Origin of the sequence: Mesorhizobium sp. M0018, assembly GCF_040323955.1 — a bacterium.
Classification (GTDB): domain Bacteria; phylum Pseudomonadota; class Alphaproteobacteria; order Rhizobiales; family Rhizobiaceae; genus Mesorhizobium.
On sequence record NZ_JAMYVL010000003.1, the window covers coordinates 39,088 to 60,999 of the forward strand.

General features: G+C 63.3%; 24 protein-coding genes. 15 read left to right on the forward strand and 9 right to left on the reverse strand.

Features of this window, described 5'->3' with window-relative positions; genetic code table 11:
- The first annotated feature begins 34 nt into the window (after positions 1–34).
- The 3 genes from NKJ81_RS04720 (at position 35) to NKJ81_RS04730 (ending at position 3,630) form a co-directional block, all read left to right on the forward strand.
- Positions 35–994, forward strand: a complete 960-nt coding sequence (locus NKJ81_RS04720) for a TAXI family TRAP transporter solute-binding subunit (RefSeq protein WP_352539793.1) — start codon at positions 35–37, stop codon at positions 992–994.
- A 159-nt stretch (positions 995–1,153) separates the two neighbouring features.
- Positions 1,154–3,250 carry a TRAP transporter permease gene (locus NKJ81_RS04725; protein ID WP_352473581.1) on the forward strand — a complete coding sequence of 699 codons (2,097 nt, stop codon included), beginning with the start codon at positions 1,154–1,156 and terminating at the stop codon, positions 3,248–3,250.
- Complete coding sequence (locus NKJ81_RS04730) at positions 3,247–3,630, forward strand: DUF1850 domain-containing protein (protein ID WP_352451865.1); 384 nt, start codon at positions 3,247–3,249, stop codon at positions 3,628–3,630. The genes NKJ81_RS04725 and NKJ81_RS04730 overlap by 4 nt, the downstream gene beginning before the upstream one ends.
- Here the strand turns inward: NKJ81_RS04730 and NKJ81_RS04735 are convergent.
- From NKJ81_RS04735 to NKJ81_RS04745, 3 genes are all read right to left on the reverse strand, one after another.
- Positions 3,519–5,270, reverse strand: a complete 1,752-nt coding sequence (locus NKJ81_RS04735; RefSeq protein WP_352539794.1) for a saccharopine dehydrogenase family protein — start codon at positions 5,268–5,270, stop codon at positions 3,519–3,521. The genes NKJ81_RS04730 and NKJ81_RS04735 overlap by 112 nt on opposite strands.
- 61 nt (positions 5,271–5,331) lie before the next feature.
- The gene (locus tag NKJ81_RS04740; protein WP_352473583.1) at positions 5,332–5,775 is read right to left on the reverse strand and encodes a thiol-disulfide oxidoreductase DCC family protein; all 444 of its coding nucleotides are present in this window, start codon (positions 5,773–5,775) and stop codon (positions 5,332–5,334) included.
- A 194-nt stretch (positions 5,776–5,969) separates the two neighbouring features.
- Positions 5,970–6,116, reverse strand: a complete 147-nt coding sequence (locus tag NKJ81_RS04745) for a hypothetical protein (protein ID WP_023718851.1) — start codon at positions 6,114–6,116, stop codon at positions 5,970–5,972.
- A gap of 407 nt (positions 6,117–6,523) precedes the next feature.
- On the opposite strand from NKJ81_RS04745, the gene NKJ81_RS04750 reads away from it, so the two are divergent.
- From NKJ81_RS04750 to ligD, 3 genes are all read left to right on the forward strand, one after another.
- Positions 6,524–7,030 (forward strand): YciE/YciF ferroxidase family protein, encoded by a 507-nt coding sequence (locus NKJ81_RS04750; protein ID WP_352540023.1) that lies wholly within the window; start codon positions 6,524–6,526, stop codon positions 7,028–7,030.
- Positions 7,031–7,149: 119 nt separating this feature from the next.
- Positions 7,150–8,001 (forward strand): non-homologous end joining protein Ku, encoded by an 852-nt coding sequence (gene ku / locus NKJ81_RS04755; protein WP_352539795.1) that lies wholly within the window; start codon positions 7,150–7,152, stop codon positions 7,999–8,001.
- Between the two features lie 9 nt (positions 8,002–8,010).
- Positions 8,011–10,512, forward strand: a complete 2,502-nt coding sequence (gene ligD / locus NKJ81_RS04760; protein WP_352539796.1) for a DNA ligase D — start codon at positions 8,011–8,013, stop codon at positions 10,510–10,512.
- A gap of 120 nt (positions 10,513–10,632) precedes the next feature.
- Here ligD and NKJ81_RS04765 read toward each other — a convergent pair whose 3' ends face one another.
- Complete coding sequence (locus NKJ81_RS04765) at positions 10,633–11,307, reverse strand: ArsR/SmtB family transcription factor (RefSeq protein ID WP_352539797.1); 675 nt, start codon at positions 11,305–11,307, stop codon at positions 10,633–10,635.
- Positions 11,308–11,375: 68 nt separating this feature from the next.
- Here NKJ81_RS04765 and NKJ81_RS04770 point away from each other — a divergent pair, with 68 nt between their 5' ends.
- The 3 genes from NKJ81_RS04770 to NKJ81_RS04780 all read left to right on the forward strand — a co-directional run bounded on the left by NKJ81_RS04770 (position 11,376) and on the right by NKJ81_RS04780 (position 12,361).
- Positions 11,376–11,591 carry a DUF1127 domain-containing protein gene (locus NKJ81_RS04770; protein ID WP_352539798.1) on the forward strand — a complete coding sequence of 72 codons (216 nt, stop codon included), beginning with the start codon at positions 11,376–11,378 and terminating at the stop codon, positions 11,589–11,591.
- Positions 11,592–11,687: 96 nt separating this feature from the next.
- On the forward strand, positions 11,688–12,020 hold the full coding sequence (locus NKJ81_RS04775) for an NIPSNAP family protein (protein WP_352539799.1): 333 nt from the start codon (positions 11,688–11,690) through the stop codon (positions 12,018–12,020).
- Positions 12,017–12,361, forward strand: a complete 345-nt coding sequence (locus NKJ81_RS04780) for an antibiotic biosynthesis monooxygenase family protein (RefSeq protein ID WP_352539800.1) — start codon at positions 12,017–12,019, stop codon at positions 12,359–12,361. The genes NKJ81_RS04775 and NKJ81_RS04780 overlap by 4 nt, the downstream gene beginning before the upstream one ends.
- 6 nt (positions 12,362–12,367) lie before the next feature.
- Here NKJ81_RS04780 and mbfA read toward each other — a convergent pair whose 3' ends face one another.
- Positions 12,368–13,351 (reverse strand): iron exporter MbfA, encoded by a 984-nt coding sequence (mbfA, locus tag NKJ81_RS04785; RefSeq protein WP_352473594.1) that lies wholly within the window; start codon positions 13,349–13,351, stop codon positions 12,368–12,370.
- Between the two features lie 179 nt (positions 13,352–13,530).
- Between mbfA and NKJ81_RS04790 the strand changes: the two genes are divergently transcribed.
- The 3 genes from NKJ81_RS04790 (at position 13,531) to NKJ81_RS04800 (ending at position 15,769) form a co-directional block, all read left to right on the forward strand.
- Entirely contained in the window at positions 13,531–13,848 is a 318-nt protein-coding gene (locus NKJ81_RS04790) for a hypothetical protein (RefSeq protein WP_352451855.1), read from the forward strand.
- A gap of 197 nt (positions 13,849–14,045) precedes the next feature.
- A complete protein-coding gene (locus tag NKJ81_RS04795) occupies positions 14,046–15,023 on the forward strand; it encodes a threonine/serine dehydratase family protein (protein ID WP_352539801.1) in 978 nt (325 codons plus the stop codon).
- Positions 15,024–15,115: 92 nt separating this feature from the next.
- Positions 15,116–15,769 carry a glutathione S-transferase family protein gene (locus tag NKJ81_RS04800; protein ID WP_352473598.1) on the forward strand — a complete coding sequence of 218 codons (654 nt, stop codon included), beginning with the start codon at positions 15,116–15,118 and terminating at the stop codon, positions 15,767–15,769.
- A 36-nt stretch (positions 15,770–15,805) separates the two neighbouring features.
- Here the strand turns inward: NKJ81_RS04800 and NKJ81_RS04805 are convergent, their stop codons facing one another.
- Genes NKJ81_RS04805 through NKJ81_RS04820 form a run of 4 tightly spaced genes read right to left on the reverse strand, consistent with a single transcriptional unit; the run spans position 15,806 to position 19,534 of the window.
- Positions 15,806–16,942 (reverse strand): ABC transporter permease, encoded by a 1,137-nt coding sequence (locus tag NKJ81_RS04805; protein WP_352540024.1) that lies wholly within the window; start codon positions 16,940–16,942, stop codon positions 15,806–15,808.
- Between the two features lie 8 nt (positions 16,943–16,950).
- On the reverse strand, positions 16,951–17,871 hold the full coding sequence (locus tag NKJ81_RS04810; RefSeq protein ID WP_023679007.1) for an ABC transporter ATP-binding protein: 921 nt from the start codon (positions 17,869–17,871) through the stop codon (positions 16,951–16,953).
- A complete protein-coding gene (locus NKJ81_RS04815; RefSeq protein ID WP_352539802.1) occupies positions 17,868–18,821 on the reverse strand; it encodes an HlyD family secretion protein in 954 nt (317 codons plus the stop codon). The genes NKJ81_RS04810 and NKJ81_RS04815 overlap by 4 nt, the downstream gene beginning before the upstream one ends.
- Complete coding sequence (locus NKJ81_RS04820) at positions 18,818–19,534, reverse strand: CerR family C-terminal domain-containing protein (protein ID WP_352539803.1); 717 nt, start codon at positions 19,532–19,534, stop codon at positions 18,818–18,820. The genes NKJ81_RS04815 and NKJ81_RS04820 overlap by 4 nt, the downstream gene beginning before the upstream one ends.
- Before the next feature lie 88 nt (positions 19,535–19,622).
- On the opposite strand from NKJ81_RS04820, the gene NKJ81_RS04825 reads away from it, so the two are divergent.
- Genes NKJ81_RS04825 through NKJ81_RS04835 form a run of 3 tightly spaced genes read left to right on the forward strand, consistent with a single transcriptional unit; the run spans position 19,623 to position 21,873 of the window.
- Positions 19,623–20,096 carry a CYTH domain-containing protein gene (locus NKJ81_RS04825; RefSeq protein ID WP_352539804.1) on the forward strand — a complete coding sequence of 158 codons (474 nt, stop codon included), beginning with the start codon at positions 19,623–19,625 and terminating at the stop codon, positions 20,094–20,096.
- A complete protein-coding gene (locus NKJ81_RS04830) occupies positions 20,093–21,034 on the forward strand; it encodes a CHAD domain-containing protein (protein WP_352539805.1) in 942 nt (313 codons plus the stop codon). The genes NKJ81_RS04825 and NKJ81_RS04830 overlap by 4 nt, the downstream gene beginning before the upstream one ends.
- 41 nt (positions 21,035–21,075) lie before the next feature.
- Positions 21,076–21,873: a C40 family peptidase gene (locus NKJ81_RS04835; RefSeq protein ID WP_352539806.1), complete on the forward strand. Its 798-nt coding sequence runs from the start codon at positions 21,076–21,078 to the stop codon at positions 21,871–21,873.
- Positions 21,874–21,912: the final 39 nt, after the last annotated feature.

Here is a 21,912-nt window from a genome sequence, read left to right on the forward strand (position 1 = left end):
GGGCACGGCGGCGAATTTTCAGGGAGGAAATCGCATGCTCAATTTCAGGACGAAATTTGTTGCAGCCGGCGTGCTGGCGCTGTCGCTTGGCCTTGGCGCGGTATCGGTCAAGGCACAGGAATTCATCAACGTGCTGACCGGCGGCACGTCCGGCGTCTACTATCCGCTCGGCGTCGCGCTGTCGGAAATCTACGGCAAGGGCATCGAAGGCGCGCGTACTCAGGTGCAGGCGACGAAAGCGTCGGTCGAAAACCTCAACCTGCTTCAGCAGGGCAAGGGCGAGATCGCCTTTGCGCTCGGCGATTCCGTCAAGCTGGCCGCCGAAGGCAATACCGAAGCAGGCTTCCCAGGCAAGCTCGACAAGCTGCGCGGCATTGCCGCCATCTATCCCAACTACATCCAGATCGTCGCCAGCAAGGAATCCGGCATCAAGACGCTCGCCGATCTCAAGGGCAAGAGCCTTTCGGTCGGCGCGCCGGCCTCAGGCACCGAGCTCAACGCCCGCACGATATTTGCCGCTGCCGGGCTGAAATACGAAGACCTCGGGCGGATCGAATATCTGCCCTTCGCCGAATCGGTGGAGCTGATCAAGAACCGCCAGCTCGACGCCACGCTTCAGTCGGCTGGCCTTGGGGTCGCGTCGATCCGTGACCTCGCCACCTCATTGCCGGTAAACATCGTTGCCGTGCCGGCGGAGGACGTCGCTAAGATCGGCTCGCCCTATCTTTCCGTGGTCATCCCCAAGGGCACCTACGAGGGCCAGACCGAGGATGTTGCGACCGCCGCCGTCGGCAATTTCCTGATCACCAGCGCCGATGTCTCCGACGAGACCGCCTACCAGATGACAAAACTGCTGTTCGAGCATCTCGACCAGCTCACCGCTGCCCACGCCGCCGCCAAGGCGATCGACCCGGCCAAGGCGCTCGACGGCATGCCGGTGCCGCTGCATCCAGGCGCCGAGAGGTATTACAAGGAAAAGGGATTGGTGAAGTAAGGAGCCATCCCTCCCCCTTGAGGAGAAGGTGAACTGCTGCCGAAGGCGAATGGACGGGTAGGGTCGGTTGAGGCCGTACACTGCCGCACCGACCCCACCCGCCTAGCTTCGCTCGCACCCTCCCTCGGGGAGGGGAGCGCCCCGCCAGGAACCCCGCTAATGACCGCAACCCCGACCGTTCTTTCCCCCACAGCGGAAGCTCCTGTCGAAGGATTGCCGCCTGGCTTCGGCGAAGGCATCGCTGGCAAGGCGGCTTTTTTTATCGCCATCGCCTTCTCCATCTTCCAAATCTACATCGCCGCCTACGGCAGCCTGCCGAGCCAGGTCATACGCGCCATGCATGTCGGCTTCCTGCTGCTGCTCGGCTTTGCCCTAATCGCCAATCTGCGCGCCAAAAGCGTCCCGGCGAAAGCAGTGTTCTGGACGCTCGGCCTGCTTGGTTTCGCCACCGGTCTGTACAATTGGGTGTTCTATGCCGACCTCATCCGCCGCTCCGGCTTTCTCACCACGCCTGACCTGATCGTCGGCGCGGTGCTGGTCGTGCTGGTCTTCGAGGCGGCGCGGCGGTTAATGGGGCTGCCGCTTGCCGTCATTGCCTTTATCTTTCTCGCCTACGCATTCGCCGGCAATCATCTGCCGCCGCCGTTCATCCATCGCGGTTATGATTTCGCCCAGCTCGTCGACACTTTCGCCTACGGTACCGAAGGCATCTACGGCACGCCGATCTATGTCTCGGCCGCCTACATCTTCATCTTCGTCGTTTTCGCCGCCTTTCTTGAGCGCGCCGGCATGATCGCGCTGTTCAACGATTTTGCGCTTGGCCTGGTCGGCTCATGGCGCGGCGGCCCGGCGCAAGTCTGCGTGCTGTCCTCGGCGCTGATGGGCACCATTTCCGGCTCCGGCGTCGCCAATGTGGTGGCCAGCGGCCAGTTCACCATCCCGCTGATGAAGCGCTTCGGTTTCCGCTCGGCTTTCGCCGGCGCCGTCGAGGCGACCTCGTCGATGGGCGGTCAGATCATGCCGCCGGTGATGGGAGCGGTTGCCTTTATCATGGCCGAGACCCTGAACATCCCCTATGCCGCTGTGGTCAAGGCGGCGATCATTCCGGCGCTGCTCTATTTCGGCGCCTGTTTCTGGCAGGTGCACCTGGAAGCCGGCAAGGCCGGCCTGCACGGCATGGCCAAGGCCGACCTGCCCAACCCGTGGGATGCGGTGAGACAACATTGGCCGCTGGTACTGCCTCTCGCAGCACTGATCTACCTGCTGTTTGCCGGCTACACACCGGTGTTCGCCGGCACCATGGGCCTGGCGTTGACCATTGTGCTTATCCTCGGCACGCCGCTGGCAGCATCGATCGGGCCGCTCGCCTTCCGCATCGTCTTCTGGCTGGCGCTCGGGCTTGCCGCGGCTTCCTTCATGAAATTCGGCGTCAACATCCTCAGCCTGGTCATCGCAGTGCTGGTCGCCGCCTGCCTCACCTTCAAGGGCGGGCGCGAGACGCTGCGCATATGCGTGGATTCCCTTGCCGAAGGAGCAAAGAACGCGCTGCCGGTCGGCATTGCCTGCGCCATTGTCGGCATCGTCATCGGCACGTTGACGCTTACCGGCATCGCCTCGACCTTCATCGGCTGGATCATCTCGATCGGCGAGAACAATCTGTTCCTGTCGCTGCTTTTGACCATGCTCACCTGCCTGGTGCTCGGCATGGGCATACCGACCATTCCCAACTACATCATCACTTCGTCGCTGGCCGGGCCAGCGCTGCTGTCGCTCGGCGTGCCGTTGGTGGTCAGCCATATGTTCGTCTTCTATTTCGGCATCATGGCCGATCTCACCCCGCCTGTGGCGCTGGCCGCCTTCGCCGCCGCGCCCATGGCCAAGGAAAGCGGCCTCAAGATCGGCGTCCAGGCCACCAAGCTTGCCATTGCCGGCTTCGTTGTGCCGTTCATGGCGGTCTATACCCCGGCGCTGATGCTGCAGGACCCCGGCCCGATCGCCGCCCAGTTCGGCTATCCCGTCGAGGTCGCCTATATCGTCATCAAAGCCTGCATGGGTATCGTCCTGTGGGGCGCCGCGGCCGTCGGATTTCTCGCCCGGCGCATGGCCTGGTGGGAACGCCTCGTCGCCTTCGCCGCCGGCGTGCTGCTGGTTGCGGCGCTGCCGCTCACTGACGAGGCGGGCTGGGCGCTGTCCCTTGTCTGGATCGGCTGGCACTGCTGGCGCGCGCGGCAGGCTTCGCTGGCTAATTCAGCATGAGCCTCTGCATCGTCGCGGCCGGCAAGACGGTAACGCTCGCGGTCGCTGCCTTCACGCTCTCCTGGGTGCATTCGGTGGAGAAGACCCAGTGGCAGGAAGACTGGAAGGTGCTGCCGTCCGGCCTGCAGCTCGTCGAGGCCCGCATCAAGGGATCGGGCGCCGGGATGGAGCCGCCGCAAGGCTCGGTGCTGAGAAACGGCTGGTGGGTCTATGCGCCCAAGGTCGGGCCACAGCGGCGCCTCGCGCTCGCCGCCTCGGGCGCCACGGGTCAGGGCTGGACGCTGTGCACGGCGCAGGACTGTCGCGAATTGGCCAAGCTGGCAGGCGGCACGATCTCGCTGGAGCCGTGCGGGCCGGAGGGCTCCAGCCAGCCGCGGTAGCGGACGATCATGCCGGCAAGCGGATGCGAGATCTCGACATGGAAGCGGAAGCGGCCATCCTTCACCGTTTCGTAGGAAGTCGAGCGTGGACCGAGCCACATCGGAAGCGGCAGGCCAAAAAAACTCCAGCGGCGCAAGACCAGCGCCAGCCGGCCGTCTTCTGCAACCAGCGCCATCGCGAAGGTCAGCGGGCCGAAGCGTTCGCACAGCAGGCGCTGCGATCGACCCCGGCCCGCGGACTGTAGGCTCGAAAAACTGTGCTTGCCGAATGTCCGGGTCCAGGTCTCGCCGTCCTTGTCGGTGTCGAAGCGGACATGAACCGGGATGTCCTCGCTTGCCCCGGGGAAGCCGACCGTCCAGGCCATTAGCCGGCCAAGAACATTGCGCCCGCGTTCGACGCACGCGCGGCCTGCCGCCGTGATCGTACGGTCATGCATTGAACGAATTGCGTCGGGCAGGTCTTGCCAGGCATTGCCGAGCAGCTCGGCATAAAGCGGCTCGCTCTCGTCGCTGGGCTCGTCCCTGAACCCGGTGCAGATCGTTTTGCCAGCGAACAGGGCTTCGTAATCCCGGAGTTCCAGATCGCGCACGGCAGCCCGTGCGCCCGGCGCGGGCTGATCTCCGGCCAATGCTTTGCGGGCCAGTGCTTCGACCGCCATCGACGGGATCAGCGGCCCGTCATTGCCCTCCGCCAAGAGATGCCACGAGCGCTTGACGGTGGCGCCCGCCCGGTCCGATCCCTCCACCTCGACGAGCATGCCGCCGCGATGCTCGCCCCAGCACAGCCGGTTCGTTGCCTGATGCATCAGCGGCGCCAGCGGCGAAAGCGAACCGATCAATCCGGCGCGCACCAGCCAGGCGAGGCCGATCAGGGCGCGGTGCAGCGTCTCGGGAACCGGCCCGGCGCCCATCCAGATGGTCTTCGCCTCCGGCCAAAGCTTGGCCAGAGCGCGCAGGTCCGGAACGTCGACCAGAGAAAACAGCGTGTTTCGAAGCGGCAGCCGGCCCGGCGGCGCGATAGTGTAGCGCAGCTGCTCGGTAAACGGATGGCCTTGTTCGGGACGGCCATTACGAACAAGCCGCACCGGCTGACCGGCGTAACCGGCGATAGCCCGAATGACGTTCTCGCCGACTCCGGCAAAGGGCGACGGCGCCATGCCGCCGCGAATGCCGTCGACCCGCGTCAGGTCCGAAGACAGGCGACGCACCACTGCCGCCGTCAGCACCGGAAAGCTCGACACGCCGGACAGCACGAAGACGCCGGCGTTTCGCGCCGCCTCGTCGAACGCAGAGACACCGGCGACGAAATCCGAGCCGTCGGCTAGATCGAGATAGTTGATGCGCCGGGCGATGCAGCCCTCGATCAGGCGATAGCGTCCCTCGCCATAGGCCTGGAACGGACCGCTCGCGTCGACTACAATATCAGGCTCTAATGCAGCGAGTTGCGCGGCGAGATCGCCGTCACGGTCGAACAGTGCCGGCACCAGCTGGGCTGCTGTCGGGGCGCGCTTCTTGCAATACGCGTCAGCCTTGGCGAGCGAGCGCCCGGCGACAAAGAGGATCAGATGCGGCTCGCCCTCCAAAAGCTCGACAGTGCGACCGCCAAAGGTGCCATAGCCGCCGACGACAAGAACCTTCATCCGCAGTTCCCCCAACAGTTCCCCCAAAATGCCCCGCCCGCTCCCGGCCACGGCAACGAATCTAGCCGATCAATCTTGCCCTCACCTCGGCGGAAGGGATTTCGCAATTGTCTTTCTTGCCGAACAGGGCGTAGCGGTTCTTTGCGATGCGGCCGTAGAGCCAGTCGCGAAGCGGGCGCGGCAACAGCAGCAGGATCCGCGCCGACCGACACGGCCAGCCGAGTTCGGCCATGACGGCAACGAAACTGTCCAGGCGGGTGAAAGCCGCGCCATCGACGATGACGAGATTGGTCTCGTAGCGATCCGTCCGCAGCCCGTATTTCTTGAACAGCACCTCGCCGAACGGTGACTGCGCCGTTACGAAATGGAAGTGGCCCTTGCGGTCGAGCTTCACCACCATGCGCACAAAGCCCGAGCACAACACGCAGACGCCGTCGAACACGATCAACGGGCGACTTGCATCGAATTCCGGCGGTTCAGGAGAATGGTTCGGCTTGACGGTCACGTGGCGCCTGACAGCTGGTGTCAGATGAAACTAGGCCTGCCGGCGGCTGGATCAAAGCCCGGAATGTCAGGGCCTTGGCGTTGTCGCACGCCGTCTGTCGGTCAGCGCAGGGCGCTCGGCGCGATAGGTCGTTGACCGGTTGTCGGCGTCGGGCCGGCAGATCCGGCTGTCGTGACGGCTTTCCGTGGTCATCATCAGTGCACGCTGATCCCAAGCGTGTTGCCACGGCGCGCGCAGGCGGGGCCTGGGCCGCGCATATAATAGCGCTCAGGCCGATAGGTCGGAGCGACGAATTCGCGGATGGCGGCGGCATAGCCGGCGATTTGATTCCAGAAGCTCATTTTACTCGGTCCCTGTCCCGCTTCGGATGTCCCTTCCGAATTGCGGGGATCATAGCGTCCAGGCGTGAATAGTCGGTGAACGCGATGTTAATCTCTGGTCGAAAATGCCTTTGTTCATGGCTGGAATGCGGCTGATTCGCGGTGTTTCCATGCAATCCGTCGGCATTTCGTCCAGTGTGACTTTTGCATCACATATGTTTCGCCTGAATGTCGCAGAGGCGCGGTTTTGTTTCAGGTTTTGCCGGACCGCGAAATTTCCGTGCACGCGGCCGGAAAACCAGGAACCGGCCCGTCAGCCGCACGTTGATTTCCCAGTGCCGGGACGAACCGGCTCCGCAGGCTGTGGTGCTCGGGTGGGCCGCAGCCAAAAAATCCGAAACTGCAAGAGCAATGGAAAGGCAAAGGCCATGGGTTTCTTTTCGAAGGATATCAAAACCCTCGACGACCTCTTCGTGCACACGCTGCGCGACATCTATTACGCTGAAAAACAGATCGCGAAATCGCTGCCGAAGATGATCGACAAGGCGAGTGATCCGCAGCTGAAAGCCGGCTTTGAGAAACATCTCGCTCAGACCAAGGGTCATATCCAGCGTGTCGAGCAGGTGTTCGAACTGCACGGCGTGAAGGCCAAGCAGGTCGACTGCCCAGCCATCGACGGCATTCTCGAAGAAGCCGACGACGTCAGCGGCGACATCGCCGACAAGGAGGTCCTCGACGCTGCGCTGATCGCCTCCGCCCAGGCGGTCGAGCATTATGAGATGACCCGTTACGGCACCCTGATTGCCTGGGCCAAGCAACTGGGCCGCAGCGACTGCGCCAATGTGTTGGCCAACAACCTCAAGGAGGAGCAGGCAACCGACCGCAAGCTTACCGAGATAGCGGAAAGCAAGGTCAACCTGCAAGCCGCCGAGTAGCCCAGTGAGCGAGAACAAGGCAAGGCTGGGTTGAAAGCCCGGACTTGCCTTTTGCGCCGCCGGAACCGGAACGGACTTTGCCCGTTCTCGGTTCAACATTGTCGTGCAGGGAGTTTGTCATGGCGCCGCGCCCGGCCTGGAGAGGGTATCTCAAGCTTTCGCTGGTCACTTGCGCCGTCGAACTGACCAATGTCGTCACTCAGGCGGAGAAAGTCTCATTCCGCGTGCTCAACCGCAAGACCGGCAATACCGTCAAGCGCGTCTATGTCGATTCGGCAAGCGGCAAGCCGCTCGATGAAGGCGACGAGATCAAGGGCTACGAAATCGGCGACGGCGACTTCGTCCAAATCGAGGAGGAGGAGATCGAAGCCGTGCAGATCGAATCCTCGCACACGATGAGCCTCGATGGTTTCATCGAAAAATCCTCGATCCAGCAGATCTATCTCGACGCGCCCTATTATGTGACGCCTGCGGACGAGGTCTCGGAAGAGGCCTTCGCCGTCATCCGCGACGCCATGGCCGCCAAGAAGACGGCGGGGCTAGCCCGCATTGTGCTCTATCGCCGCGAACGTCCGGTGGTCATCGAGCCGTTGGGCAAGGGTCTGCTGCTGACGACCTTGCGCTATGGCGATACGGTTCGCAGGCCCGAGATAGTGTTCGGCGACATCAAGACGGTGAAGACCGACGCCGAGATGATCAGGCTGGCCGAACACATCGTCGATGAGAAACAGGCGGCGTTCGATCCTTCCGAATTCGAGGACAAATACGAAAATGCCCTGATCGAGCTGGTCCGCGCCAAGAAGGCCGGCAAGAAGGCACCGAAGGCCAAGGCGGAACCACGGCCCTCCAACGTCGTCAACCTCTTCGATGCGCTGAAGAAGAGCCTTTCGTCGGAAGCCGGTGCGCCGGCAAAGACCGGACGCCCGGGAAAAGGCGCCAAGTCCAAAGCCGCCCGGCGCAAATCTGCTTAGGATCCGCCCATGGCCAGCCTCGAGCAGTATCACGCCAAGCGCAATTTCAAGAAGACGGCCGAACCAGCCGGCAAGGTTTCGCGCGGCAAGAAAGCCGTGGCGGGTGGCATCTTCGTCATCCACAAGCATGCCGCCACCAGGCTTCACTACGACCTTCGTCTCGAGCATGGTGGCGTGCTGTGGAGCTGGGCCGTGACGCGAGGCCCGAGCCTCGACCCGCACGAAAAGCGGCTCGCCGTGCACGTCGAGGACCACCCGATCGACTATGCGCCGTTTGAAGGCACTATCCCGAAGGACCAATATGGCGGCGGCTCGGTCATTGTCTGGGACGAGGGAACTTGGGCCCCCGATGGCGACCCGGCAAGGGCGATGAAGAAAGGCCATATCAGTTTCGAACTGCATGGCCACAAATTGCATGGCGCCTGGCATCTGTTGCGGCTGAAGCCGCGTCCGGGCGAAAAGCGTGACAACTGGTTGCTGATCAAATCCGACGATGCCGCCGCGCGTCCGGGCGAGGACATTTTGCAGGAGGCGCCGCAATCGGTGAAATCCGGCCTGACCATCGAGGAGGTCGGCGAAGCCAAGACCGCCGACGGCAAGAAGCCAAGCGTCTGGCAGTCCGACAGGCCGGCCGCCAGCAAAGCGAAGGCCGTCGCGGCAAGGCGGCTGGAATTCATCGAACCGGCGCTCGCAACGCTGGAGCGGGACGCCCCGCCCGGCAAGGACTGGCTGCATGAGGTGAAGTTCGACGGCTATCGCATGCAGGCGCAGCTTGCCGGCACCGAGGTGCGGCTTTTGACACGCGCCGGCCTCGACTGGACCGACAAATTCGGTGGCGCAATTGTCGCGGCACTTGGCGGCCTGAAATGCACCGATGCTATCATCGACGGCGAAATCGTCGTGCTGGCGGATAATGGCGTGTCGTCATTCTCGCTGCTGCAGCAAGATCTGTCGGCGGGCCGTACGGACCGTTTCATCTACTATGTCTTCGACCTGTTGCGTCTCAACGGTGAGGATATCCGTTCAGAGCCGCTGGTCGAGCGCAAGGAAAGGCTGCGCACTTTGCTCGCCGGACAGGCCGAGGATCAGGCCGTGCGCTTCAGCGACCACTTTGCCGAGCCCGGCAAGATCATGCTGGAGCATGCTTGCCGGCTGGGGCTCGAAGGCGTCGTCTCCAAGCGCGCCGATGCGCCCTACCGCAGCGGCCGTGTCCCGTCCTGGGTGAAGTCGAAATGTACGGCACGCCAGGAATTCGTCATCGGCGGCTACATGCCGTCGGACAAGACCGGGCGGGGCCTGCGCTCGCTGCTGGTCGGCTATCACGAGGGCGGCAAGCTGCGCTATGCCGGCCGCGTCGGCACCGGCTTCACGGCCAAAAGCACCAACGAGCTGAAGAGGAGGCTTGATGCGCTGAAGACGACAACCTCGCCCTTCGACAGGGCGGTGCCAAGGGGCAAGGGGCTGGTCTGGGTCAAGCCCGAACTTGTCGGCGAAGTGGAGTTTCGCAGTTGGACGTCGGACCGTATAATACGCCACGCGTCGTTCCAGGGATTGCGCGAGGACAAGCCGGCGGAGGAAGTCGTGCAGGAGAAACCGAAAGCACGCTCAGCTCCGGCAGAGTCGAAGCCAAAGCCCGCCAAACCCGCCGGCGCGGCGAAAACCTCGGTTATGCTGTCCCGCCCCGACAAGCTTCTGTGGCCGCAGGAGAACGTATCGAAGCAGGATCTGGTCGATCACTACGCGCTGGTCTGGCCGCGCATGAAGCAATTCGTCATCAACCGGCCGCTCAGCCTCGTGCGGGCGCCGGACGGTGTTGGCGGCCAACGGTTCTTCCAGAAGCATGCCTCGGCCGGCATGCACGACAAGATCGCCGTGATGAAGGACCCCACCGACGGCGAGGAGATATTGTTCATCCGCGATTTCGACGGTGTCGTGGCCCTCGTTCAACTCGGCGTCGTCGAGATCCACATCTGGGGCTCGACCACGGACGAGCTGGAAAAACCAGACCAGATCATCTTCGATCTCGATCCCGACGAGGGTGTCGACGTGAAGGCGGTTCGTGCCGCGGCGCTCGATATCCGCAGCCGGCTCGACGAACTGTCCCTGCCTAATTTCGTCAAGACCTCGGGCGGCAAGGGCTATCATGTCCTCGTCCCGCTGAAGCCGTCGGCGGACTGGGACGAGGTCAAAGGCTTCGCCCATGAGTTCGCCCGAGCGCTCGAGCAAGCCGCACCCGACCGCTACACGGCGACGCTGTCTAAGAAGGCGCGCACCGGCAGGATATTCGTCGATTATCTGCGCAATGGCCGTGGCGCGACCACGGTCGCGCCCTATTCGTCGCGCGCCAAAAAAGGCGCCACGGTATCAATGCCGGTGACCTGGGCGGAAATCGAGGCCGGATTGCCGCCGAACGCCTTTCCGATCGGCGACAAGACGACGCTGAAGCGGCTTGGGCAAGCCGATCCCTGGGAGGATTTTTTCAAGCAGGCCAAGCCGCTCAAGCGCGGCTAGAGCAATTCCAGGAAAAGTGTGGAACGGTTTTCCGTCTGGGATTGCGTCAAAACAAAAAAGATAGAGCGGTTCGGTGTTTCCGTGAAACGACGAGCCGTTCTAGTGCGTCGAAGCGAGCCGTCAGGCGAGAAACGTCTTCTCGAACGCCTGCTTGCCTGTCGGCGAGAAAATCACCGCACGGCTGTCCTTCTCGCGCCGCGCCCATTTCTCGGCGAGGATCTTGTCGAGAATGGCGGCGCCCAGCGTGCCGGCGAGGTGCGAACGCCGCACGCTCCAGTCGAGGCAGGCCCGGCACACCGGTCGCCGCGCCTTGCCCTCGACATCGATGCCGATCGCGGCGAAATGCGAGGCGGCCGACGGCCCAAGCTGAATCTCCTCATCATCTCGCAGGAGCACTTGTCGAGCGACGAGACGGTCCAGCATCGCCACCGCCTGCTCGCCGGCGAGGTGGTCGTAGCAGACCCGCGCCACGCGCATGGCCGCGTCGCGTGGGCCAGGCCGCACTCGTTGCGGCCCGGCCGCAGCGGCAACACCTGTGATCGCCTCGATCATGCCTGCTACCTGCGGGCCGGCGAGGCCGTAGTAGCGATGCCGTCCCTGGCTTGCCAGCGTCAGCAGCCCGCCTTCCATCAGCTTCGACAGATGGGAGCTCGCTGTCGGAAGCGACACCCCGGCCTCGAGTGCCAGTTCACTCGCCGTCAGTGCCGTGCCGCCCATCAGTGCGGACAGCATGTTTGCCCGCGCTGGATCGCCCACCAGGCTGGCAATGCGGGCTATGTCAGGTCCTTCGCGCATGGTTCGTTCCTCATCGAAGCATCCTCGTCAGAAAAGCATTAGTCTCGATGCAAATCAAGGAGACAACGATGCCTGCAAGGACCATTCTCGGCGCCGCGCCTGCTCGCCGGCCGTTCCCGTTCATTGTCTTGCGGCGCTTGCGGCGGCGGCTCCTGAAGCGGTGGTACGACCGTCATCTGCAGCGTCTCGACCTCGCCGAGATCGACGATCATCTGCTGCGGGACCTTGGCCTGACACCTGAAGACGTCCGCCGCGAATGCGCGAAATCGTTCTGGCAGGCATGATCAGCGAAGGATTTGCCTAGCATATCGATCTTCGGAACGTTTCGATCCGGCTCGAACTGTGACCGCAAGAAAACATCCACCGCCAAGGAGGCGAAAATGACCATCACCTGCTTCATCCGCTACGAGAGCGATCCGTTCGGCAAGGCGGCGTTCGAGGAATATGCACGCAATTGGGGGCAGGCGATCCCGCGCTGCGGCGCCGATCTGATCGGCTATTTCGCGCCGCACGAAGGCTCGGCCACCACGGCTTATGCCGCCTACAACATCGACAGTCTTGCGGCCTACGAAGCCTACCGCGCCCGGCTCGCCGCCGATCCCGCCGGTAAGGCGAATTACGAGTTCGCCCGGCGGGAAAAATTCATCCTGAAGGAGGACCGCACCTTCCTCAAGCTCGCCTCCGGGCCACATGCTCCTTTGGTAAAACCATGATCACCGTCATCTTCGAGGTCGAGCCGGCGGCGGGCATGCGCGATGCCTATCTCGGCATCGCCGCCGATCTGCGCCCACTGCTCGACGGCATCGACGGTTTCCTGTCGATCGAGCGCTTCCAGAGCCTTGCCGATCCGAACCGCATCCTGTCGCTGTCCTTCTGGCGCGACGAGGATGCGGTGAAGGCCTGGCGCAACACGCAGGAACATCGGCAGGCGCAGAAGGCCGGGCGCGGCGGTATCTTTGCGGACTATCGTTTGCGCATCGCTCATGTCGTGCGCGACTACGGCCTGACCGAACGCGCCGAGGCGCCTCAGGACAGCCAGGCGGTGAATGGTTAAGGACTGTTAAGCATTCCCGATCAGCACCCCTGCCGCAAACACCAGCGCGCCACCCAGCACCACCTGGAAGGCGGCGCGCCAGAATGGGGTCTGCATGTAGCGGTTCTGCACGAAGGCGATCGCCCACAGCTCGAAGAAAACCACCACGGCGGCGACAATGGTCGCCGTCCAAAAAAGCGGGATGAGATAGGGCAGCGCATGGCCGAGCCCGCCCAGCGTCGTCATGACGCCGACGGTCAGCCCGCGTTTTGCCGGCGAGCCGCGGCCAGATAATTTGCCGTCGTCGGAAGCCACCTCGGTGAAACCCATCGAGATGCCAGCGCCGATCGAGGCGGCAAGCCCGACCAGAAAGGTCTGGAACGTATCATGCGTGGCAAAGGCGGCGGCAAAGATCGGCGCCAGCGTCGACACCGAGCCATCCATCAGCCCGGCCAGCCCCGGTTGCACATAGGTCAGGATGAACTGGCGCTGCTCGGCCGCCGCCTCTTCGTCCTTGACCGCGCCCGGCACATGCTTTTGCTCCAGCCGCTGCGCCAGTGTCTCGTGGCCCTGTTCTGCGATCGCCAGGTCGTCGAGCAGCTTTCGCGTCGACGCATCGCCTGTGCGTTTGGCCGCCTCGATATAGAACAGGTAGGCTTGGCGCTCCATGGCCTCGGCCTGGCTGCGCACATGATCGATGCCGAGCGGCCTCACCAGCCAGTCCGGCTTGCGCTCGTAATAGCCCTTCACATGTTCGCGCCGGATCAGCGGTATGCGCTCGCCGAAGCGCTTGCGGTAAAGCTCGATCAGCGAATCGCGATGGCCGTCCTCCTCCTCCGCCATCTCCTCGAACACCTTGGCCGATTGGGGAAAGCTCTCCGCCAGCCCGTCGGCATAGGCGCGATAGATGCGCCCGTCATCCTCCTCAGAGGAGATGGCGAGCGCCAGGATCTCCTGTTCCGAGAGCGATTCAAAGGGACGGCGGCCGAAGCCGAAAACGCGGGAAAGCATGAGAAATTCACCCTAGTTTAGAACGGTTCTAAACTAGAGCTTCGCACATCCTCGGTCAATCGTGCCCGCTCCACTCATGCTCAAAGGTACAGGCTTCAAAATCCCGAACACATTGCCGTTGCTATCGGCAAACGTTCACCTATATAACCGAATCTCAACCAAGAGAAAGGAACCCGCAGATGCTGGAAAAACAGCAGCCGTTTGACCCCAAGCCGGTTCTCGACCTGATCGCTAACATCGAGGCGGACTTGCAGCGCCTGAAAGGGCTGGTCGAGCAGCAGGTCGAAAAATTTGATCCCGCCAATCCGCATAACAAGGCTCCCGACGGCAAGTTGACCGAGGAGGGCGTCGAGTGCTGCTATCGCCTGTTCGACGAAGGCAAGTCGCGCTATTCGGTCGCTCAGCAGATGAAGATCTCCTTCGCCGCTGCCACCCATCGCTTCAACACCTGGCGCAAGATCGGCGGCCCCAAACGGCAAAAGACGCTGTTGGGGTGAGGGGCGGCCGGCAATGCCGGTAAATCGGCAGCGATTTGTCGAAATGACGAATGCATGGCGGAGGGCGGAGGAGAGGCGGGTGACAGTCACGCCCACTCCTGCCTCCAAGTCGAATTGTAACGGTCACATTTTTTCATTGGTGCGCGGCTTCCCTTTCCGTGCACCATAGGCCGTCTCATCTCTTGCAGGACCCAGCCATGATCACCCCTCCCGGCATCGCCGATATTCACAGTGCAGCAGCGCGATTGTCCGGACTGATCGTCGAAACGCCGCTGATCGAATCGCCGGAGTTGAACAATCGCTTCGGCGCCAGGATCCTGTTCAAGCCGGAGACGTTGCAGCGCACCGGCTCGTTCAAGTTCCGCGGTGCATACAACAAGCTCTCCTCGCTCTCGGCGGAAGAACGCGCCCGCGGCGTCGTCGCCTTCTCGTCGGGTAATCACGCGCAAGGCGTTGCCGCCGCAGCGGCGATGTTCGGCGTCAAGGCCGTCATCGCCATGCCCGCCGATGCGCCGGCGATGAAAGTCGGCAATGTCAGGAAGATGGGCGCGGAAGTGATCACCTTCGACCGGGTCCGCGACGATCGCACTGCCGTCGTCCGTTCTTACGTGGAAAAGGGCATGGTCCTGGTGCCGCCCTACGACGATCCGGCCATCATCGCCGGCCAGGGCACGATCGGCCTCGAATTGATGCGCCAAGCAAGAGCGCTTGGCGTCAGCCTCGATGCGGTAGTGGTTCCCTGCGGCGGCGGCGGGTTGAGCAGCGGCATTTCGATCGCGGTCAAGGATGCCCCGCCGGGCACCGCCGTCTGGGCCGTGGAACCTGAGCATTTCGACGACACACGCCGCTCGCTGATCAAAGGCGCCAGGGTGTCGAACGCGCCCGGCCACACCTCGATCTGCGATGCCCTTCTCGTCGCCGAGCCGGGCGCCATCACTTTCGAGATTAACCGCAAGAATCTCGCGGGCGCCATCGCCGTTTCCAACAAGGCGGTGGCACAGGCGATGCGCGATGCGATGGCTTGTCTGAAGCTGGTGGTCGAACCCGGCGGTTGCGTCGGCTTGGCCGCGCTGTCGTCAGGCGAGATCGACCTTGCCGGGAAATGCATTGCCGTGGTGCTCTCCGGCGGCAATGTCGATCTCAGCACCTATGCCGAGATCATTGCTGCCAGCTAAGATAGCAACCAATTCCAGGTCATGTGCCGGTTCGAGGCGCTCGAGCCTCCGTTGCGCCCAGCCGAACCGGTACCCTTCAAAGACTGAGATCAATGAAACTGTTCTTCAGCCGCAATCCCAATCCTCGCCTCGCGGTCGCGGTGGCACGGTATCTCAACGCCAAGGTCGAGTTTGAATTCGCCTCTCCCTTCGCTCCGGGCCAGGCCGAGCGATTTCGGCCGCTCAATCCAAATCTTTCATTGCCCATCCTTATAGGTTCGGGAAAAAGCCTATGGGAGGCCGACGCCATAGCCTGTCGGCTTTCGCGCGATATGCATTCGGATTTCTGGCGCGCTGGCGACGACGAGCCCGAGATGATCCGATGGCTGAGTTGGGGGAAAGAGAACTTCGCAAGAGCCTGCGATGTCGTGCATTTCGAACGCGGGACCAAACAGCGCTATGGGCTCGGCCCGATCGATCAGGCGCGGGTTGAGGAGGGCCTGAGCGACTTCCGCACGGCCGCTGCCATACTTGATGCCGAGCTTTCTGAGCGAGAATGGCTGGTCGGCGCTTCGGTTTCCTATGCCGACTTTCGAATGGCGACGTTTCTGCCCTTCAACGATGTCGCCCGATTGCCGCTCGATGACTATCCCTCTGTCAGTCGCTGGTATCTTGAACTCGAAGAAATCGACGCCTGGCGCGATCCCTTCGAAGGGCTCAATGCGCCTGAATTGACACCGGTCCCGGGCCAGGCCAAGTCCGTGTAAATCTCGATCATTTGCACAAGCGGATCGAGTTCGACCCTAATCCAGCGTCCGGCGGAACCGCACCAGCGCAATACCGGCGAACAGCGCCACGAACACCACCAGCCAGCCGATTTCCGTTGCCACCGCCGGCAGCTCGGCGCCCTTCAGCATCACCGCGCGGATGATGCGCAGGAAATGCGTCAGCGGCAGCACCTCGCCGAAAATCTGCGCCCAGTCCGGCATGCCGCGATAGGGAAACATGAAGCCGGACAGCATGATCGACGGCAAGAAGAAGAAGAAAGTGAGCTGCAGGGCCTGCATTTGCGTGCGGGCGATCGTCGAGATCGTGTAGCCGAGCAGCACCAGCGCCAAGACGAAGATAAGGACCGCCGTCAACAGCAGCGACATCGACCCGGTGAAGGGGATGGCAAACAGAAGCTTCGAGGCTGCCAGCACCACCAGCACCTGCACGGCGCCGACCGCCAGATAGGGCAGCACCTTGCCCAGCATTATCTCGAGCGGGCTGGACGGCATCGCCAGAAGGTTCTCCATCGTGCCGCGCTCGGTCTCGCGCGTCAGCGCGATCGAGGTCATCATCACCATCGTCATCTGCAGGATGACGCCGAGCAGGCCGGGCACGATGTTGTATTGTGAGACGGCTTCCGGATTGTAGCGCCGGTGCACCACCACCTGGAGCTGGCCCCGGGCAGCTTCGGCCGCCGTCTCCTGCATACCGCGTGCCCTGAGCAGCGCCTGATTGGCGACGGTGCCGAGCGTCGAGATGGCGCCGCTGGCGACGGCCGGGTCGGTCGCATCCGCCTCGATCAGAATCTGCGGGCTGTCGCCGCGCTCGACCCGTCGGGCAAAATCGGCGGGAATGGTGACGACGAAGGCGACGTCGCCGCGCGCCATCAGGAATTCGGCTTCGGCGGCACTTTGCGCAACATGGTCGAAGCGGTAATAGCCGGTGGTCTGCAGCGCCGAAACCATGGCCCGCGTGTAAGGATCGCTGCTCATCGTCACCAGCGCTGCCGGCAGGCTCTTCGGATCGTTGTTGATGGCATAGCCGAACAGCACCAGCTGCATCAACGGCACGCCGAGCATCATGGCGAAGGTGATGCGGTCGCGCCGCATCTGGATGAACTCCTTGATCAGCAGCGCGCCTAGTCTGGCGAACGAAAAGATGCTGTTTATCCCATTTTTCATCCCATGTTGTCCTTCGAACCGGACATGAACTGGATGAACACATCCTCCAGGCTGGTCTCGCCGGGCGTCACCGTAACGCCCTCGTGCTCTTTCTCGACATCGGCGAGCGCTGCCTGAAGTGCCGTCCTGTCGGAGCCGACGACATGCAGCGTCGCGCCGAACGGCGCCACCTGGTCGACGCCGGGGCGGCCATGAAGTGCGGCAGCGACCTGATCGAGCCGCGGCCCTTGCAGGACGAAGGTGGTCAGCCCGGCATTCCTCACCACGTCCTCGACCGTGCCGGTGGCCAGCATCTTGCCGTAGGAGATGTAGCTGATGCGATGGCAGCGCTCGGCCTCATCCATGTAATGGGTGGAGACCAGCACGGTCAGGCCGCCGCTCGCCAGCCGGTGGATCTCGTCCCAGAATTCGCGTCGCGCTTTCGGGTCGACGCCTGCCGTCGGTTCATCGAGCAGCAGCAGTTTCGGCTTGTGCATGATGCAGGCGGCCAGCGCCAGCCGCTGCTTCCAGCCGCCGGACAGGGTACCGGCCAACTGGTTCCTGCGCGATGTCAGGCCGAGCTCCTCAAGCGTCTTAGCCACATGCTCGTCAAGCGGCTTCAGCCGGTAAAGCCGTGCCACGAATTCGAGATTCTCGCCGATCGTGAGGTCTTCGTAGAACGAGAATCTCTGTGTCATGTAGCCGACTTCGCGTTTGATCCGCAGGCTGTCGGTGCGGATGTCGAAGCCCAGAACGGTGCCTTCGCCCTCATCCGGCGTCAGCAAGCCGCACATGATGCGGATGGTCGTCGTCTTGCCCGAGCCGTTCGGCCCGAGGAAGCCGACGATCTCGCCCTCGGCCACAGCCATGGTCACATGATCGACGACGGTCTTGTCGCCGAAGCGCTTGACCAGGCCGTGCACGTCGATGACGTTCATTTTCCGATGTCCGCCAGATCGACGTCGACGATCTGGCCGGGCTGCAATGCGCTGGCGTCGCCCTCCGGCCGCGCTTCGACCAGATAGACCAGCTTTTGCCGGGTCTCGAGCGAGTAGATCACCGGCGGCGTGAATTCCGGATCCGGCGACACGTAGCTGACGCGAGCCTTCACGCCCGATCCGCAACCGTCGCAATGGACGTTGAGCAGCGTGCCGACATCGACCGAGGAGAACGCGCTTTCCGGCACATAGACGCTGAGCTTCACCGCGCCATCCGGCAGTATCGAGATGACCGGCGCGGTCGGCCCGGCCGTGTCGCCGGGATAGCGGATGACATCGTTGACCCGGCCGGGCGAGGGCGCCGTCAGCACGCGCTTCGACAGCCGCCATTGCGCTTGCTCCAGCGCCGACTGCGCCTGCCTGACCTGATTGTCGGCGGCCTTGATCGTCTCCGGCCGTGCCGGCAGGCCACCGACGGCGAGATTGGCCTCCGCCTGGCCGACCTGTGCGTTGGCCGTCTCCAGCGTCGCGGAAGCCGTGTCGTAGTCGGCCTGTGTGCCGGTGCCGCGTTTGAACAGATCGCTGGCGCGGATGTAACGGCGTTTGGCGTCGGCGGCTTGCGCCTTGGCCATGTCGAGCTGCGCCTTGAGCACCGCAATCTCTTCCGGCCGCTTGCCGACCTGCAGGTCGGCAAGTTGCGCCTGGGCCTGCGCAAGCGCCGCCTCGGCTTGTGCGATGGCGATCTTGGCGTCGGCGTTTTCCAGCGTCACCACCGGCGTGCCGGGCGCGACGCGGTCGCCGCGCTTGACCGCAATCGTCTCGACCTGCGCCACCTCGATCGGCGCCAGCAGGACATAATCGCCCTCGACGTAGCCGACGGCGAGCGGTGCTGCCGGCGCGCAGGCGCTGAAAAGCTGGGCGGCAAGCGGCAAAGAACAGAGCAGGCTCATGATCCACGATCCTTTCGGGCAGCCAAATCGCGCCGAGCCAAAATCGCGCTGAGATTATCCGTCACCACCGCCGCGATCTTTCCGGCCTCGTCATTGCCGATCTCGCGCCAGCCCATCCGGCGCATAACCGCCTCGCGGCCGATGCGGAAATAGACGACCTGGCCAATCAGCGTGAACACAGTGAGTTTTGTGCGCTCGCTCTCGGCCGGCTCGCCCGTCGCCTGTTCCCAGATCAGGCAGAGTCGGTGATGCGCCGGTTCGAACACGCCATCATAGATACGGTCGAGCGCGGCGGTTGGATGCGACAGCTCACGCAGGACGAACTGTACAATCTCGCCGGCTTCCGGCCTTGCCGCGATGAAGGCGACCATCCGCTCCAGTGCGACGGCCAAATGTGCCCGCGCGGCCTCGGTGTCCGCCAATGCCGCGGCCGGCGCTTGCAGATTGCCGATCGCCTGGCCGGCAACGGTCTGGATGGTGTCGACGATGTAGTCGGCCGCCGCGTTGCGGAGCCCTTCCTTGCCGCCAAAATGATAGGCGATCGAGCCGATATTGGCCTTGGCCTCAGCCGCGATCTGGCGCGTTGACGTGCCGTCGAAACCCTGGCGTCCGAACAGCTTCAGCGCCGCGCGCACGAGTGCCGTCCGCGTCATATCGGCGGCGGGCTTGGGCGCCTCATGAGGAAGGCCGCTGGCGCTGGGCGATTTGATCATGGCCAACAATTTAATCAATCGAATGATTAAAGTCAAGTGCGGTCAAGCGGCTTGCCAACTCTGGCCGTGCGCGCTTTAGTGCCTGGCCATGGGCAAGGAAATCGAGCGTAAATTCCTGGTCTCAGGTGAGGAATGGCGGGCAATGGTCGAGGCGGACATTCATATCCGTCAATTCTATCTTGTCGCCGAACCCAGCCGTACGGTTCGTGTTCGCATCAGCAACGATGCGGCCGCCAAGCTGACGCTCAAGTTCGGCAGCCAGGCACGCGAGCGCGATGAATTCGAATATCCGGTACCTTTGGCGGAGGCGCAGGAGATGCAGGCCTTTGCCATCGGACATGTCATCGAGAAGACACGCCACCATGTTAAACATCGCGGCTATCGCTACGAAGTCGATGTCTTCGGCGGGACGCTTGCGGGGTTGGTGATCGCCGAGCTCGAGACGCCGGATGATATACAGGACGAAATGCTGCCAGATTGGCTCGGCCGTGAAATCACCGGCGAGCCGAGATTTTACAACGCGTCGCTCGCCCTTGGGGGGATTCCGGAGATCGTCGCATGAGCTTTCGTATCGATCCGCGCATGTCGCTGACCGGAGAGGTCAGGCGCATCCTCGCCGAGGAGATCGGCAAGGTGATCGACCATCTGAACGCGGCGCGTGACAGGCCCGAACCGGGGCTGCACAAATGCCGCAAACGGCTGAAGAACGTCCGCGCCTTGCTGCGTCTTGTCCGTTCCGGAAACGAAACATTCTGCGTGACGGAGAATCAGTGCTACCGGCAGGTGGCGGCCCTGCTTGCCGGCCCGCGCGAGGCGACCGCGCTGGTGGAAACAATCGACCGGCTGGCGGCAAGCTTTCCCGAGCAAAGTGCCGGCGATGGCCTCGGTGCCGTGCGTGACAGGCTCGTCGCGCGCCAGCATGAACTGCATGGCGGAGCAGGCCTCGATGCTGCGATAGGCGCGGCGATTTCCGCTTGCGAGGAAGGTGTCGCCCGGATCGACAAGCTCGCTCTGCCCGACCAGCCGGAGCAGGCTGCCGACGTGCTCGCCGAAGGCGCGCGCACCACTTTGCGCCGCGCCAGGAAAGCGCTGGACAGGGCGGCTTCGCGCGGCGAAGCCGATGACTTTCACGACCTGCGCAAGGCGGCCAAGACGCATGGCATGCACCTGTCGCTGCTCGGCCGGCTGTGGCCGACGCCGATCAAAACGCGGCGCAAGGCCGTCGACGAATTGGGCGAGCGGCTCGGCGAGCTGCACGATGTGTTCGTCATGCGCGCGCTTCTCGATGCCGAGGACCAGCCACTCGGTCCTGCTGAAGAGACGCGGTTGCTTGCCAAGCTGCTGAAGCGTTCGGAAAAGAGCCTGAAAAAGACCTGCCTCGCCGAGGCGGCCGAGCTTTTCGGCGACAGCCCGAAGCGCTCGACGAGGAAGTTCGCCCGTAAGGCGCGCGAAGATCTCACAGTTGCGCACGAAGACGCCGGCACGCCTGGCGTGGGCTGATCATGGTCTAACTTGCCGCCCTGTGGTAATCGCCGTCTGGCATGACCGAGCCCGGCGACACGCTTCTGGACCGACTTGGCCGCTGGCTTGCCGGCCGGCTGCAGGAGGAATCGTCCGGCTACGAGCCTTACACGCCGTCGGACGCCGAAACGTTGCGCCGCACGCTCGAGCCCGGCGACATCCTGCTCATCGAAGGCAACCAGAAGATCTCGGCGGCGATCAAATACCTCACCCAGTCGACCTGGTCGCATGCCGCCTTCTATATCGGCGATGCATTACCGGAGCCGGAGGACGGATCGGAGCGGCGGCGCCTGATCGAGGTCACGCTCGGCGATGGCTGCATCGCCGTGCCGCTGTCGCGCTATCGCAGCTACAACACCCGCATCTGCCGGGCGAGTGGCCTGGCTCCGGACGATCGCGAAGCGGTCGTCGCGTTCATGATCGGCAGGCTCGGTCTCAGATACGATCTCAGGAACATATTCGACATGCTGCGCTACTTCTTGCCGACGCCGCCGGTGCCGGTGCGCTGGCGCCGCCGCATGCTGGCTTTCGGTTCCGGCGACCCGACGCGCGCCATCTGCTCGTCGCTGATCGCCGAGGCGTATGGCCTGATCCGCTACCCGATCCTGCCGGAGATTACCCGGGCGCCTGGCCGTGCCTCGGCCCAGTCGAGCTATTCGCGCAGGGAAATCCTGCACATCCGCCATCACTCGCTCTACACGCCGCGCGATTTCGACCTGTCGCCCTATTTCCGTATTGTCAAGCCGACGCTGGAATACGGCTTCGACTACCGGCAGATGGTCTGGGATGACAAGGTGGCGAACAAGACCGCCGAATAGCCGCTCGATCTTGTGTTTGAGCAGGGGACCCTCTGAGAA

Excerpts from the sequence above, each read along its gene's own strand:
- NKJ81_RS04790 (WP_352451855.1), top strand. The coding sequence starts at position 13,531 with ATGCTGGAAAAACAGCAGCCGTTTGACCCCAAGCCGGTTCTCGACCTG.
- NKJ81_RS04720 (WP_352539793.1), top strand. The coding sequence starts at position 35 with ATGCTCAATTTCAGGACGAAATTTGTTGCAGCCGGCGTGCTGGCGCTG.
- NKJ81_RS04725 (WP_352473581.1), top strand. The coding sequence starts at position 1,154 with ATGACCGCAACCCCGACCGTTCTTTCCCCCACAGCGGAAGCTCCTGTC.
- NKJ81_RS04765 (WP_352539797.1), bottom strand. The coding sequence starts at position 11,307 with ATGCGCGAAGGACCTGACATAGCCCGCATTGCCAGCCTGGTGGGCGAT.
- mbfA (WP_352473594.1), bottom strand. The coding sequence starts at position 13,351 with ATGCTTTCCCGCGTTTTCGGCTTCGGCCGCCGTCCCTTTGAATCGCTC.
- NKJ81_RS04745 (WP_023718851.1), bottom strand. The coding sequence starts at position 6,116 with ATGAGCTTCTGGAATCAAATCGCCGGCTATGCCGCCGCCATCCGCGAA.
- ligD (WP_352539796.1), top strand. The coding sequence starts at position 8,011 with ATGGCCAGCCTCGAGCAGTATCACGCCAAGCGCAATTTCAAGAAGACG.
- NKJ81_RS04800 (WP_352473598.1), top strand. The coding sequence starts at position 15,116 with ATGAAACTGTTCTTCAGCCGCAATCCCAATCCTCGCCTCGCGGTCGCG.
- NKJ81_RS04835 (WP_352539806.1), top strand. The coding sequence starts at position 21,076 with ATGACCGAGCCCGGCGACACGCTTCTGGACCGACTTGGCCGCTGGCTT.
- NKJ81_RS04730 (WP_352451865.1), top strand. The coding sequence starts at position 3,247 with ATGAGCCTCTGCATCGTCGCGGCCGGCAAGACGGTAACGCTCGCGGTC.
- ku (WP_352539795.1), top strand. The coding sequence starts at position 7,150 with ATGGCGCCGCGCCCGGCCTGGAGAGGGTATCTCAAGCTTTCGCTGGTC.
- NKJ81_RS04770 (WP_352539798.1), top strand. The coding sequence starts at position 11,376 with ATGCCTGCAAGGACCATTCTCGGCGCCGCGCCTGCTCGCCGGCCGTTC.
- NKJ81_RS04735 (WP_352539794.1), bottom strand. The coding sequence starts at position 5,270 with ATGAAGGTTCTTGTCGTCGGCGGCTATGGCACCTTTGGCGGTCGCACT.
- NKJ81_RS04810 (WP_023679007.1), bottom strand. The coding sequence starts at position 17,871 with ATGAACGTCATCGACGTGCACGGCCTGGTCAAGCGCTTCGGCGACAAG.
- NKJ81_RS04820 (WP_352539803.1), bottom strand. The coding sequence starts at position 19,534 with ATGATCAAATCGCCCAGCGCCAGCGGCCTTCCTCATGAGGCGCCCAAG.
- NKJ81_RS04750 (WP_352540023.1), top strand. The coding sequence starts at position 6,524 with ATGGGTTTCTTTTCGAAGGATATCAAAACCCTCGACGACCTCTTCGTG.
- NKJ81_RS04825 (WP_352539804.1), top strand. The coding sequence starts at position 19,623 with ATGGGCAAGGAAATCGAGCGTAAATTCCTGGTCTCAGGTGAGGAATGG.
- NKJ81_RS04775 (WP_352539799.1), top strand. The coding sequence starts at position 11,688 with ATGACCATCACCTGCTTCATCCGCTACGAGAGCGATCCGTTCGGCAAG.
- NKJ81_RS04795 (WP_352539801.1), top strand. The coding sequence starts at position 14,046 with ATGATCACCCCTCCCGGCATCGCCGATATTCACAGTGCAGCAGCGCGA.
- NKJ81_RS04815 (WP_352539802.1), bottom strand. The coding sequence starts at position 18,821 with ATGAGCCTGCTCTGTTCTTTGCCGCTTGCCGCCCAGCTTTTCAGCGCC.
- NKJ81_RS04830 (WP_352539805.1), top strand. The coding sequence starts at position 20,093 with ATGAGCTTTCGTATCGATCCGCGCATGTCGCTGACCGGAGAGGTCAGG.
- NKJ81_RS04780 (WP_352539800.1), top strand. The coding sequence starts at position 12,017 with ATGATCACCGTCATCTTCGAGGTCGAGCCGGCGGCGGGCATGCGCGAT.